This window comes from Streptomyces sp. NPDC091972 (assembly GCF_044756385.1).
Classification (GTDB): Bacteria; Actinomycetota; Actinomycetes; order Streptomycetales; family Streptomycetaceae; genus Streptomyces.
This window is the reverse complement of the sequence record NZ_JBIVSV010000016.1, coordinates 1-13,249: the sequence shown is the minus strand read 5'-3', so window position 1 is coordinate 13,249 and position 13,249 is coordinate 1. Positions and strand designations below refer to the sequence as shown.

The following is a 13,249-nucleotide window of genomic DNA, read 5'->3' as shown; positions in this document are numbered from 1 at the left end:
GGCGTCCACTCGCCTCCCGCACTACGCGCTGTCAGTACGCCCGGGTAGTTTGTGGTGACCGACAGGACTTTCAGAAGGGTTGGCCGTGGCTGATCTGTCACAGCTCGTAAAGGCGTACGACGTGCGCGGAGTCGTTCCCGACCAGTGGGACGAGACGCTGGCCGAGCTCTTCGGTGCCGCTTTCGTCCAGGTGACCGGGGCGAGCGCCATCGTGACGGGTCACGACATGCGGCCCACGTCCCCCGCCCTGTCGCGGGCCTTCGCGCGCGGATCGGCCGCCCGCGGTGTCGACGTCACCGAGATCGGTTTGTGCTCGACCGACCAGCTCTACTACGCCTCCGGCGCGCTGGACCTGCCGGGCGCGATGTTCACGGCCTCCCACAACCCCGCGCAGTACAACGGCATAAAGATGTGCCGCGCGGGCGCCGCCCCGGTGGGCCAGGACACCGGCCTCGCCGAGATCCGCGCACTGGTCGAGCGGTGGAGCGAGACGGGCGGCCCGGAGCCGGCGGCCGTCACGGGGACCGTCACCGAGCGGGACACGCTGCGGGACTACGCGGCCCACCTGCGCTCCCTCGTCGACCTGACCTCCATCCGCCCCCTCAAGGTCGTCGTCGACGCGGGCAACGGCATGGGCGGTCACACCGTCCCGACCGTCTTCGCCGGGCTGCCCCTGGACACCGTCCCGATGTACTTCGAACTGGACGGCACCTTCCCGAACCACGAGGCCAACCCCCTTGACCCGGCCAACATCGTCGACCTCCAGAAGCGCGTCCGCGAAGAGGGGGCCGACCTCGGCATCGCCTTCGACGGCGACGCCGACCGCTGCTTCGTCGTCGACGAGCACGGAGACCCGGTCTCCCCGTCCGCCGTCACCGCCCTGGTGGCCTCCCGGGAGCTCGCCCGGCACGGCGGCAGGGGCACGGTCATCCACAACCTGATCACGTCCTGGTCGGTGCCGGAGGTCGTCGAGGAGAACGGCGGCACACCCGTACGCACCCGCGTGGGCCACTCCTTCATCAAGGCGGAGATGGCCAGGACCGGCGCGATCTTCGGCGGCGAGCACTCCGCGCACTACTACTTCAAGGACTTCTGGAACGCCGACACGGGCATGCTGGCGGCCCTGCACGTCCTGGCCGCGCTGGGCGGCCAGGAAGGCCCGCTGTCGTCCCTGGTGGCCCAGTACGACCGCTACGCGGGCTCCGGCGAGATCAACTCCACGGTCGCCGACCAGACGGACCGCCTGGCAGCGATCAGGGCGGCCTACGAGGGCCAGGAGGGCGTACGGCTCGACGAACTCGACGGCCTCACGATCACCACAGCCGACTGGTGGTTCAACGTCCGCCCCTCCAACACCGAGCCCCTCCTGCGCCTGAACGCGGAGGCGAGGGACGAGGCGACGATGGCGAAGGTGCGCGACGAAGTCCTGGCGATCATCAGGGCCTGATCCCGTGGCCCGGGGGGCGAGGGGCGGGCCGCTGGGCGACCGGGGAGACGAGCCGGGGCGGCGGGGGTGGAGAACCCCGGCGGCGCCCCGCCCCCCGACCTCGGCCCAACCCCCGCACCCAACTCCTCCCGGCGGTACTCTGACCAGGCACATCCGCACAAGCAGTCGTACCGCCCCGAAGGGAACCCCCATGCCGCTCGAAGCCGGCCTCCTGGAGATCCTCGCCTGCCCGGCCTGCCACGCCCCCCTCAAGGAGCAGGACGCCGAGCTGATCTGCACCGGCCAGGACTGCGGCCTGGCGTACCCCGTCCGTGACGGCATCCCCGTCCTCCTCGTCGACGAGGCCCGCCGCCCCGCCTGAACCCTCCGCCCGAGCGCCCCGCCGGCCCCGGGCCGGACAGCGCCCGAGCGGCCGTGAGCGACAACCGCACAGCGACCCCCAGCGACCACCGGCGTCCCGGACCCGCGACCGACGACCCGGCGAAGCGACAATCCGGCGTCCCGGAGACCCGGCGATCGGAGGCTGCCGCCCCATGCTCGACGAATCGCTGCTCGACACCCCCGAGGCCCTCTCGGAGGCCGACCGCCGAGGCCTGCTCCGCGGTGCCGCCGAGGCCGGCGCCCGCGTCCGCACCGCCGCCCGGCACGCCGCCGAGGCCGGGGTCAACGACCTCAAGCCCGACGGCCGTCCGCGCGCGGTCCTCATCGCGGGCCCCGGCGCCGCCGCCACCCACGTGGCCGACCTCCTCGGCACGCTGGCCGGCGCCGGCAGCCCGGTCACCCGCCTCGCCCCCACCGGCGTCGCCCCCGCCGCGGGCGCCCTGCGCTGGGAACTCCCCGGCTGGGCCGGCTCGGTCGACCTGCTCCTGATCGCCACCCCCGACGGCACCGAACCGGGCCTGTCCCTGCTCGCCGACCATGCCTACCGCCGCGGCTGCACGGTCGTCGCCGTGGCCCCCGCCCGCACCCCGCTCGCCGAGGCGGTCGAGGGCGCCCACGGCCTGTTCGTGCCCATGGCGACCGCCCCGTACGAGCAGGAGACCCCGCTCACCGCCTCCGCCCCCGGCGTCCTGTGGGCCCTGCTCACCCCGTTCCTCGCGATCCTCGACCGCACCGGCCTGCTCACCGCCCCGCCGGACATCCTCGAGAAGATCGCCGGCCGCCTGGACCACATCGCCGAGCGCTGCGGCCCCGCCATCGCGACCTACAGCAACCCGGCCAAGACCCTCGCCGCCGAACTCGCCGACGCGCTGCCGGTGATCTGGACCGAGGGCACCTCCGCTGGCCCCGCGGGACGGCGATTCGCCGCGGCCCTCGCCGAACTCTCCGGCCGCCCGTCCGTGGTCGCCGAACTGCCCGAGGCCCTCGCCGCGCACAGCACGCTGCTCTCCGGACCGCTGGCCGCCGGCGCCGACCCCGACGACTTCTTCCGCGACCGCGTCGAGGAACCTCCCGCGCTGCGCGCACGCGTGGTGCTCCTCCGCGACCGTCCGATCGGCGGTCTCAGCGCCGCCCCGGCCGCCCGTGACCTGGCCCTGAGCCACGACACGCCGATCAGCGAGCTGGAACCGGAGTCCGGGGGCGAGATCGAGACCCTCGCGGAACTGATCGCCGTCACGGATTTCGCCGCCGTTTACCTGGCGCTCGCCTCCGGGGCCTGACGTAGCCCAGGACGCCCTGAACGCCGTACGTACAGAAAGAGCCCGATGGACCGCCTCGACAACACGATCCGCCCCTACGCCTGGGGCTCCACCACCGCCATCCCCGCACTCCTCGGCGTGGAGCCGACCGGTGAACCGCAGGCGGAGATGTGGATGGGCGCCCACCCGGGAGCTCCCTCACGCACCGGCCGAGGCACCCTCGCCGAGGTCATCGACGCGGACCCGGTGAAGGAACTCGGCGCCGAGGCGGTCGCCAGGTTCGGCCCGCGCCTGCCCTTCCTGCTCAAGATCCTCGCCGCCGGCGCCCCGCTCTCCCTCCAGGTCCACCCCGACCTCGCGCAGGCGAAAGCGGGCTACGAGGACGAGGAGCGCCGAGGCATCCCCGTCGACGCGGGCCACCGCAACTACAAGGACGCCAACCACAAGCCCGAACTGATCTGCGCGCTCACCGAGTTCGACGGCCTGTGCGGCTTCCGTGAACCCGCGCGCGCGGCCGAGCTGCTCGACGCGCTCGGCGTCGACTCCCTCAAGCCGTACGTCGACCTCCTGCACGCCCACCCCGAGGAGGCGGCGCTGCGCGAGGTCCTGACCGCGATCCTCACCGCCGACCGCGAGGAGATGGCCCACACGGTCAGCGAGGCCGCTGCCGCCTGCGCCCGCCTCGGCGGCGACCACGCGCCCTACGCCGACATCGCCCACCACTACCCGGGCGACCCGGGCGTCCTCGCCGCGATGCTCCTCAACCACGTCCGACTCCAGCCCGGCGAGGCCCTGTTCCTCGGCGCCGGCATCCCGCACGCCTACCTCAGCGGCCTGGGCGTCGAGATCATGGCCAACTCGGACAACGTCCTGCGCTGCGGCCTCACCCCCAAGCACGTCGACGTACCCGAGCTCCTGCGCATCGTCCGCTTCGAGGCCGCCGACCCGGGCGTGCTGCGCCCCGAGGCGTCCCCCGACGGCGAGGAGGTCTACGAGACCCCCATCGACGAGTTCCGGCTGTCCCGGTATGTCCTCCCCGAGGGAGCCGCCACCCACGACCTGACCCGCCCGACCCCGCAGATCCTGCTCTGCACGGCAGGTTCCGTGCGAGTCGGGGAACACGAACTGCGCCCCGGCCAGTCGGTGTTCGTACCGGCGGGCGAGACGGCCGAGGCGTCCGGCACCGGCACGGTCTTCCGGGCGACCGTGATCGTGTGACGGAAGCGTGTGATCGTATGACCGGGCCTGTGGACGGCTGAAACGCCCGTGCCGGGGGAGGCTGCAAGAATGGCCCTCCGGCAAAGGACGGGCAAAGGCCTGGACGGCGTAGAGGCACTTGAGGCGAAGGGACAACGCGACCACATGAGCGCGTCAGGCGGAACCAAGGCGATCGTGGCGGCACTCGGCGCCAACCTCGCGATCGCGGCATCGAAGTTCGTGGCGTTCGCGTTCAGCGGCTCGTCCTCGATGCTCGCCGAGGGCGTGCACTCGCTCGCCGACTCCGGCAACCAGTTCCTGCTGCTCGTCGGCGGCAAGAAGGCCCAGCGCGAGGCCACCCCGCAACACCCCTTCGGCTACGGCCGCGAGCGCTACATCTACGCCTTCCTGGTCTCCATCGTCCTCTTCTCGGTCGGCGGCATGTTCGCCGTGTACGAGGGCTACGAGAAGATCAAGCATCCGCACGAGATCGAGCACTGGTACTGGCCGGTGGGCGTCCTCGTCTTCGCGATCATCGCCGAGGGCTTCTCCTTCCGGACGGCCATCAAGGAGTCCAACCCGCTGCGCGGCAACCTCTCCTGGAAGGAGTTCGTGCGCCGCGCCAAGGCACCCGAACTCCCGGTCGTCCTCCTGGAGGACTTCGGCGCCCTCGTCGGCCTGATCCTCGCCCTCGGCGGCGTCGGCCTGGCCCTGCTCACCGGCGACGGCCTGTGGGACGGCATCGGCACCCTCTGCATCGGCGTCCTGCTCATCCTGATCGCCCTCGTCCTGGCGATGGAGACGAAGTCCCTGCTGCTCGGCGAGGCCGCCGGCATCGAGGCGGTCCAGAAGATCGAGGCCGCGATCGTCGACGGCGACACCGTCACCGGCATCATCCACATGCGCACACTCCACCTCGGCCCCGAGGAACTGCTCGTCGCCGCCAAGATCGCCGTCCAGCACGACGACACGGCCGGCGAGGTCGCCGCCGCGATCAACGCCGCCGAGTCCCGCATCCGCGAGGCCGTGCCCATCGCCCGCGTCATCTACCTCGAACCGGACATCTACAGCGAGGCCGAGGCCCGCAAGGGTGCCGACCGCGAGGCGACCCCCGGGGGACCGGCGCCGCATCCCGCCGAGCACTGATCACCGGTCCGCAGCGGCTGCACGGGCCCGCGACCCCGCACCGGGGACGCGGGCCCTTCGCTCACCCGATCCCGCTCACCCGATCTCGCTCAGTACGTCCAGCACGGCCCGCTCATCGGGCGCCGCGATCAGCCGCGCCCGGAACGCGGCGTCCATCAGCTTCCGCGACAGCTGCGCCAGGATGCGCAGGTGTTCGTCGCCCGCGGCTGCCTCCGGCACGCAGATCATGAAGACCAGCCTGGCCTTCGTCCCGTCCAGCGAGCCCCACTCGACGCCCTCGGCGGACCGTGCGAACCCGACGACGGGCGCAGACACCGCATCCGTCTTGGCATGCGGGATCGCGATCTCCTCCCCGAGCCCGGTGGTCCCCTGCTCCTCCCGCCGCAGCGCGGTCGCCACCAACTCGTCCACGTCCGTCACCTTGCCGGTCCGGGCGAGCAACTCCGCCATCTCCCGGACGGCCCCCTCCTTGTCCCGGGCGTCGAGGGACACCTTCACGGTCTGCTCGGTGAGATGGCCGGAGAGGACCTGGCGGTCCGGTGCGGCCGGGGGATGGAGGTCGGCCGGGCCGCCGATTCCGGCTCCGGTGTCCGTCCCGGCGGGCACACCGGCTTCGGCTGCGGCACCGGCATGGGGCGCGGCCCCGCCGCTGGGCCTGGCGGTCTCGTCAGGGGTGCCGCCGGTGTCGCCCTGGACGGTGGCGGGCAGGGCTTCGGCACTGGGCCCGGTGGACTCACCGGGGCGGGTGCCGGCACCGGCCTCGTCCCGGAGGGTTTCGGTCCTGGCGTCGGCGTTGGACTTGAGGGTCTCGTCGGGTTCGGGGTCGGCACCGGCGTTGTCCCGGGTCCCTTCCGCCCGGGCTTCGGCGCTGCGCCGGAGGATCGCGTCGGGGTTGGCGTCGGCACCGGGTTCCTCCCCGGCGGTTTCGGTCCCGGCGTCAGTGCCCCCATCGCGGGCTGCCCCGGCCGTCTGACCCCCGTCCGCCGCTACTTCCGCGCCGGGCGCGCCCGACGAGGTGACGATCCGTTCCGCCGCCACGGCTGCGGCCGCTCCACCCGCCGCAGCACCGGTGCCCACTCCGACAAGCGCCGGCTCCAGCGGCCCGGCCACTGCCGGCCCGCCCACGCGTGCGTCGCCGAACGGCACTCCGCCCTCGCGCTTGCGCTCGCCGAGATCGACCAGCGTGACCGTCGTCAGCGCGGTGACCGCCGTGCCGATCAGCACCGCCACGAAGAACAGCGGCACCCCGCTCACCGCACCCAGCACCGCCACGATCGGCCCGCCGTGCGGCACCGCGTCCTCGACCCCGGCGACACCGGCGATCGCTCCGGCCACCGCGCCCCCGAGCATGTTGGCCGGGATGACCTGCGCCGGCCGCGCCGCCGCAAACGGGATCGCGCCCTCGGATATGCCGAAACAGCCCATGAACAGCGCGGCCAGCCCGGTCTCCCGCTCCTGCTCGGTGTAGAGCCGCCTGCGGATCAGTGTGGCCAGGCCCTGCCCGAGCGGCATGACGGGGATCGCCGCCGCACACATGCCCATGACCGTCTGGTTGCCCGTGGCGATGAGCCCCGCCCCGAACAGGAACGCCGTCTTGTTGACCGGCCCGCCCATGTCGAACGCGATCATGAGCCCCAGGATCGCGCCCAGCAGGACCGCGCTGGTGCCCGTCATCCCGCTGAGCCAGTCGGTCAGGTGCTCGAACACCCAGGAGATCGGCTTCCCGATCACGTAGATGAAGAACAGCCCGAGCGCCGTGGTCGCCACGATCGGGATCACGATGATCGGCATGATCGGCTGCACGAACTTCGGGACCTTGACCTTCTTGATCCACAGCACCAGATATCCGGCGAGGAACCCGATCACGATCGCCCCGATGAACCCGGCACCCGCCTCCGAGTCGTACAGGTCCCCCGTGTTCGCGATCCAGCCGCCGATCATGCCGGGCACCAGCGCCGGCCTGTCACCGATCGCGTAGGCGATGTATCCGGAGAGGATCGGCACCATCAGCGTGAAGCCGATGACGCCGATGTTGTTGATGTCCATCCAGAAGGAGTCCTTCGGGATGACCAGGCCGCCGGACGGGTCGGTGTGCCCGCCGAGCGAGAGCGAGATCGCGATCAGCAGCCCGCCGACCACCACGAACGGGATCATGTAACTGACCCCGTTCATCAGCGCCTTGTACCCGACGCTCCGCTCCTTGCCACCGCCCGACGCCGTCGCCGCCGGGGTTCCGTCCGAGGTGTGCACCGGCGCCGACAGCACCCGCTCGATCAACTGCTCGGGGTGGTGTATTCCCTCCGCCACGCCCACGGTCAGCACCCGCTTGCCCACGAAGCGGCTCAGGTCCACGTCCTTGTCCGCGGCGACGATGATTCCGTCCGCGGTGCTGACATCGTTGTCATCGAGGATGTTCTCAGCCCCGATCGAGCCCTGGGTCTCCACCTTCATGTCGATGCCACGGCTCGCGGCGGCCTGCGCCAGCTTCTCCGCGGCCATGTACGTGTGCGCGATGCCGGTCGGGCACGCGGTCACCGCCAGCAGCTTCACCCGTTGCCGCCGCTCACTGTCGCCGCCCGTGGGGGGAGGTCCGGCCGGACTGGTCACGTCGATCTCCTCACGCCTGTGTCACTCGGAAGCGCCGTCCCGGACGCCCCGCGAGACCGCTCTGCTGCTCCGTTGGGCCTCGCATCCTCCCTCACCTGCCCCGGTCGTCCAACAGGCAAAAGTTCCCGCATGACCTGGTCTGTTGCCGCTCATTCCATAATTCGCAGGCGTGTTGTCACCGTCGTCCGGGCACCCTGCCAGGACGGCTTGCGGTGTCCCGTCGGTGTCCCCGCCGGCCGTCCCTGATCGGCCTGATGCATGCGGAGGCGGACTGGGGCGGCCCGGCCGACCGGTGTAGCTTGGGACGGAGCCAGACGTCGCTGCTGATGGCGGTCGGGCGGTCCCACCGCGGACCGGCCGAGGGAGAGAGGGCCTCCGACGGACTGCGCTGCGCGCACCGGGCATGCCTGTGTCCTCTTCGGGCACCCCTGTGTCCGCCGCCGCGCAGACCAGCCGTACCCACCGCGCCCCAACCCCGAGGAGCAGCTCGTAATGACGACTGTCGAGAACCGACAGGACTTCAAGGTCGCCGACCTCTCCCTGGCCGAGTTCGGCCGTAAGGAGATCACCCTCGCCGAGCACGAGATGCCCGGCCTGATGGCGATCCGCAAGGAGTACGCCGAGGCGCAGCCGCTCGCCGGCGCCCGCGTCACCGGCTCCCTGCACATGACCGTGCAGACCGCCGTCCTCATCGAGACCCTCGTCGCCCTGGGCGCCGAGGTCCGCTGGGCGTCCTGCAACATCTTCTCCACCCAGGACCACGCGGCCGCCGCCATCGCCGTCGGCCCGAACGGCACCGTGGACAACCCCCAGGGCGTCCCGGTCTTCGCCTGGAAGGGCGAGACCCTGGAGGAGTACTGGTGGTGCACGGAGCAGGCTCTGACCTGGCCGAACACCCCCACCGGCGGCCCGAACATGATCCTCGACGACGGCGGCGACGCCACCCTCCTCGTCCACAAGGGCGTCGAGTACGAGAAGGCCGGCAAGGTCCCCTCGGTCGACACCGCCGAGAACGAGGAGCACCGGGTCATCCTGGAGCTCCTCAACCGCACCATCACCGAGGGCTCCCAGAAGTGGACCCAGCTCGCCTCGGAGATCCGCGGCGTGACCGAGGAGACCACCACGGGCGTCCACCGCCTGTACGAGATGCACCGTGACGGCACCCTGCTGTTCCCGGCGATCAACGTGAACGACGCCGTCACCAAGTCGAAGTTCGACAACAAGTACGGCTGCCGCCACTCCCTGATCGACGGCATCAACCGCGCCACCGACGTCCTCATCGGCGGCAAGACCGCGGTCGTCTGCGGCTACGGCGACGTGGGCAAGGGCTGTGCGGAGTCCCTGCGCGGCCAGGGCGCCCGCGTCATCGTCACCGAGATCGACCCGATCTGCGCCCTGCAGGCGGCGATGGACGGCTACCAGGTCACGACGCTGGACGAGGTCGTCGACAAGGCCGACATCTTCATCACCACGACCGGCAACAAGGACATCATCATGGCCTCGGACATGGCCAAGATGAAGCACCAGGCGATCGTCGGCAACATCGGCCACTTCGACAACGAGATCGACATGGCCGGCCTCGCCCAGATCCCCGGCATCGTCAAGGACGAGGTCAAGCCGCAGGTCCACACCTGGACCTTCCCCGACGGCAAGGTGATCATCGTCCTGTCCGAGGGCCGCCTGCTGAACCTGGGCAACGCCACCGGTCACCCGTCGTTCGTGATGTCCAACTCCTTCGCGGACCAGACCCTGGCCCAGATCGAGCTGTTCACCAAGCCCGACGAGTACCCGACCGACGTCTACGTGCTGCCCAAGCACCTCGACGAGAAGGTCGCCCGCCTCCACCTGGACGCGCTCGGCGTGAAGCTGACCCAGCTGCGCCCGGAGCAGGCGGCGTACATCGGCGTCGAGGTCGAGGGCCCGTACAAGCCGGACCACTACCGCTACTGAGCCGCACGACACAGCAGCAGTCCTCCGAGGCAGGCCCCCGCACCCCCGTGTCGGGGGCCTGCCCCTTTGGCCTTGTGATCCTTCTTCGGCCCTGCTCCCTCACCGCGTGACCGTCAGGCCGGACAGCCCGTCAGAACCCAGGACACCCATGCCCCGCGGCCGTTATTCGCTCCACGATCCGCACGATCACACCCCCCTCGCGGAAGAACACTTCCAGTGCGCCCCCGGCCCGTCCGGCTGGCGTTACGTCTCTCGGCTGACCACCCCCGCGGGCGATCACAGCGGCTCGGTCGACCTCGCCCTCGACGAACTCGGCCGCCCCATCCGCCTCGAACTGCACGCCGGGGACTGGCAGGTACGCGGTGCCGCGCTCGACGGCGTCACCTGGGTCCGCACGGACCCCACCGGGACCCGAGCCACGGAAGGCAATGTCCCCGCCCACGCCTTCACCGGCACGTCCCCCGCGTTCCTCGTCGCCACCACTCGTCTCCTGCGCCTCACCCCCTCCGCATCAGCAACCCGCGTACGCCTCGTGGCCTTCACGGACCCCGTCCTCGCCCCGCGCACCGTGGACCAGTCCTGGACCTTGCTGGAAAGAGAAGCACACGCCACTGACAACGGCTCGCTGATCGTGGAGGAGTACCAGGTCACAGCCCTGGACACGGGCGAGCAGCACTCCGTGCACATCGCCGGGGACGTGGTCCTCGCGGCCCCCGGGATCGAGCTGGAGGACCTCGAGTCACCGCCGTCGGCGTTCCCTGGAACACCGGCCGACTGACCCCGCGGGATCACGCCGGCGGGACGAACCCGGACGCGGGCCTGCCCTCCGACGGCACGGTGGGCGCGGGGCCGTCGGAGACCTCCCCGACCGGAACGCCGGGACGCTCCACGACCGCACTCGCCTCGCCGCCGTACGAGACGGGCGGCTGAGGAGAGGGAGGGGAGAAGGGACCGGCGGGCCGCATCTCCGGATGCGGATAGCCACCCCGCATCCCGGCCGCGGCGCCACCGGGCACCACGGCAGCGGACGACCCGGCCCCCGGCGCGGTGCCGCCGAAGGCCCGCCGGGACTCACGGACCTGCCGCTCCTGCACCACCGCCGCCAGATACGCACCCGGCGGCACGTCCCTCGGCGCCGGAGCACCCGTACGCGCCGCGAGATCGGCCGCCAGCCGCTCCGCCATCGCCCAGCCGACCTGCGGGTCGAGCTGGTGCATCCGGGTCAGGTACTGACGTATGGCCAGCCACAGTCCATCGGGAACCGCCGACAGGTCGAGCCCCGAGAACCGGCCGGCCAGCCACGGCGGAGGCGGCGGTACGAAGCCGCTGGGCGCCACGGGGATCCGCTCCCGCACGACCAGCGTCCCCGCGAACACGTCACCGAGCCGACGGCCACGCGCCGAGACGAGCGAGGCGATACAGGCCACGACCCCGAACGTCATCAGAATCTCGACCACACCGATCGCACCCCGCACCAGCGCATGCCGGAACCGGATGGGTCCTCCGTCGTCCCGCACCACGCGAAGCCCCACGGCGAGCTTCCCCAGCGACCGCCCGTGGCTCAGCGTCTCGACCGCGATCGGCCCGCCCACCAGGACGAGCAGGAACGCGGCGATCGACAGCGCCATCTGGGCCGCGTCGTCCAGAGAAGCGGCAGCGGCCACCACCGCGATGGTCACGGCGACGTACACGACCACGGCCACGATCAGGTCGATCAGCACGGCCAACGCCCTGCTGGGCAGCCTCGCGGGACGCAACTCGAGCGCCACCGCCTCGCCCGTCACCAGCTCACTCACGCCCGCCGCCCTTCCCTGACCTGCCTCGTGAACAGCCAGTCTGCCAAGCTGAGAGCGCATCGTGCCGCAGTACGACAAGCTGACATCCACGACGGACCGCCGACGATCAGCCGAGGAGCAGGCAAACCGATGGACCTCGACGTCTTCGTCACCGCCCACCGAGCCGAGTGGGACCGCCTCGACGCCCTGCTCCGGCGCCAGCGCCGCCTCAACGGCGCCGAGACGGACGAACTCGTCGCCCTCTACCAGCGCACGGCCACCCATCTTTCCCTGATCCAGTCCAGCGCCCCCGACCCACAGCTCACCGGCCGGCTCAGCCAACTCGTGGCACGCGCGCGTAGTGCCGTCACAGGAACCCGCCGCGCCTCCTGGCGCGATGTCACACGCTTCCTCGCGTACGGCTTCCCCGCCGCCGTCTACCGATCGCGTCACTGGTGGGTGCCCACCGCGCTGCTGTCCACCGTCGTCGCAGCCCTCCTGGGCTGGTGGATCGGCACCCATCCCGAAGTGCAGTCCTCCATAGCGGCCCCCAGCGAACTGCGGGAGCTCACCCGCCCCGGTGGCCAGTACGAGACGTACTACTCGAGCCATCCAGCCGCGTCCTTCGCCGCCCAGGTGTGGACGAACAACGCCCAAGCCGCTGCCACGTGCCTGGTCCTGGGCATCTTCCTGGGCCTCCCGGTGCTCTGGATCCTCTTCCAGAACATGCTCAACCTCGGTGTCGGCGCCGGCCTGATGTCCTCGGTCGGCCGCCTCGACACCTTCCTCGGCCTGGTCCTCCCGCACGGCCTCCTCGAACTGACCGCGGTCTTCGTCGCCGCCGGCACGGGCCTGCGCCTCGGCTGGACCCTGATCGATCCGGGCCCCCGTTCCCGCCGTACCGCGCTGGCGGAGGAGGGGCGAGCCGCCGTCGGTATGGCGATAGGCCTCGCCCTGGTCCTGTTCGTCTCAGGTGCGATCGAAGGCTTCGTGACGCCTTCGAGCCTGCCCACCTGGGCCCGCATAGGCATCGGGATCCTCGCCGAGCTGGCCTTCCTCGCCTACGTCTTCGTCCTGGGCGGACGCGCGGCACGGGCGGGTGACACGGGCGACGTGGAGGCAGCCGAGCGCAGCGCCGGCGTCCCCACTGCCGCCTGATGTGCAGGCGACGGTACTGAGCTGCTACTGTCTCCTTCGCCCCACAGGAGCCGTTGACACGGACGATGCGGGGAGGTAGATTCGAACAGTTGCCTGGAGCTGGGATACTTCCCGCTCGGCAGCGGTGAGTGTCTGTCTGCTTCTGGAAATCTCGATTTCGAAGAAGCCCCTTCCCGATAAATCGGAAACGGATGGCCGGTCAGTCCGGCCTGAAACTTCTGATAATGTTGGGAGCGCCGGAAAGGGAAACGCGGAAGCGGGAACCTGGAAAGCACCGAGGAAATCGGAACCGGAAACGGTCTGATAGAGTCGGAAACGCAAGACCGAAG

General features: G+C 71.1%; 10 protein-coding genes. 8 read left to right on the top strand and 2 right to left on the bottom strand.

Translation table 11 applies throughout. The features are described 5' to 3' along the window. The first annotated feature begins 79 nt into the window (after window positions 1-79). The 5 genes from ACIQJT_RS35805 (at window position 80) to ACIQJT_RS35785 (ending at window position 5,430) form a co-directional block, all read left to right on the top strand. Complete coding sequence (locus ACIQJT_RS35805; protein ID WP_402649932.1) at window positions 80-1,447, top strand: phosphomannomutase/phosphoglucomutase; 1,368 nt, start codon at window positions 80-82, stop codon at window positions 1,445-1,447. 190 nt (window positions 1,448-1,637) lie between these two features. After that, on the top strand, window positions 1,638-1,808 hold the full coding sequence (locus ACIQJT_RS35800) for a Trm112 family protein (protein ID WP_020940431.1): 171 nt from the start codon (window positions 1,638-1,640) through the stop codon (window positions 1,806-1,808). A gap of 172 nt (window positions 1,809-1,980) precedes the next feature. Beyond that, entirely contained in the window at window positions 1,981-3,108 is a 1,128-nt protein-coding gene (locus ACIQJT_RS35795; RefSeq protein WP_365451696.1) for an SIS domain-containing protein, read from the top strand. Between the two features lie 45 nt (window positions 3,109-3,153). After that, the gene (manA, locus tag ACIQJT_RS35790) at window positions 3,154-4,305 is read left to right on the top strand and encodes a mannose-6-phosphate isomerase, class I (protein ID WP_402649931.1); all 1,152 of its coding nucleotides are present in this window, start codon (window positions 3,154-3,156) and stop codon (window positions 4,303-4,305) included. 144 nt (window positions 4,306-4,449) lie between these two features. Further along, window positions 4,450-5,430 (top strand): cation diffusion facilitator family transporter, encoded by a 981-nt coding sequence (locus tag ACIQJT_RS35785; RefSeq protein WP_365451692.1) that lies wholly within the window; start codon window positions 4,450-4,452, stop codon window positions 5,428-5,430. Window positions 5,431-5,505: 75 nt separating this feature from the next. On the opposite strand, the gene ACIQJT_RS35780 is transcribed toward ACIQJT_RS35785, so the two are convergent. Further along, a complete protein-coding gene (locus ACIQJT_RS35780) occupies window positions 5,506-8,037 on the bottom strand; it encodes a fructose-specific PTS transporter subunit EIIC (RefSeq protein ID WP_402649930.1) in 2,532 nt (843 codons plus the stop codon). A 492-nt stretch (window positions 8,038-8,529) separates the two neighbouring features. On the opposite strand from ACIQJT_RS35780, the gene ahcY reads away from it, so the two are divergent. Further along, window positions 8,530-9,987, top strand: a complete 1,458-nt coding sequence (gene ahcY / locus ACIQJT_RS35775; RefSeq protein WP_402649929.1) for an adenosylhomocysteinase — start codon at window positions 8,530-8,532, stop codon at window positions 9,985-9,987. 148 nt (window positions 9,988-10,135) lie between these two features. Then, on the top strand, window positions 10,136-10,765 hold the full coding sequence (locus ACIQJT_RS35770; RefSeq protein WP_402649928.1) for a hypothetical protein: 630 nt from the start codon (window positions 10,136-10,138) through the stop codon (window positions 10,763-10,765). A 10-nt stretch (window positions 10,766-10,775) separates the two neighbouring features. Here ACIQJT_RS35770 and ACIQJT_RS35765 read toward each other — a convergent pair whose 3' ends face one another. Further along, window positions 10,776-11,783 carry an RDD family protein gene (locus tag ACIQJT_RS35765; protein WP_402649927.1) on the bottom strand — a complete coding sequence of 336 codons (1,008 nt, stop codon included), beginning with the start codon at window positions 11,781-11,783 and terminating at the stop codon, window positions 10,776-10,778. A gap of 129 nt (window positions 11,784-11,912) precedes the next feature. Between ACIQJT_RS35765 and ACIQJT_RS35760 the strand changes: the two genes are divergently transcribed. After that, entirely contained in the window at window positions 11,913-12,920 is a 1,008-nt protein-coding gene (locus ACIQJT_RS35760; RefSeq protein ID WP_402649926.1) for a stage II sporulation protein M, read from the top strand. The last annotated feature ends 329 nt before the right edge of the window (window positions 12,921-13,249 follow it).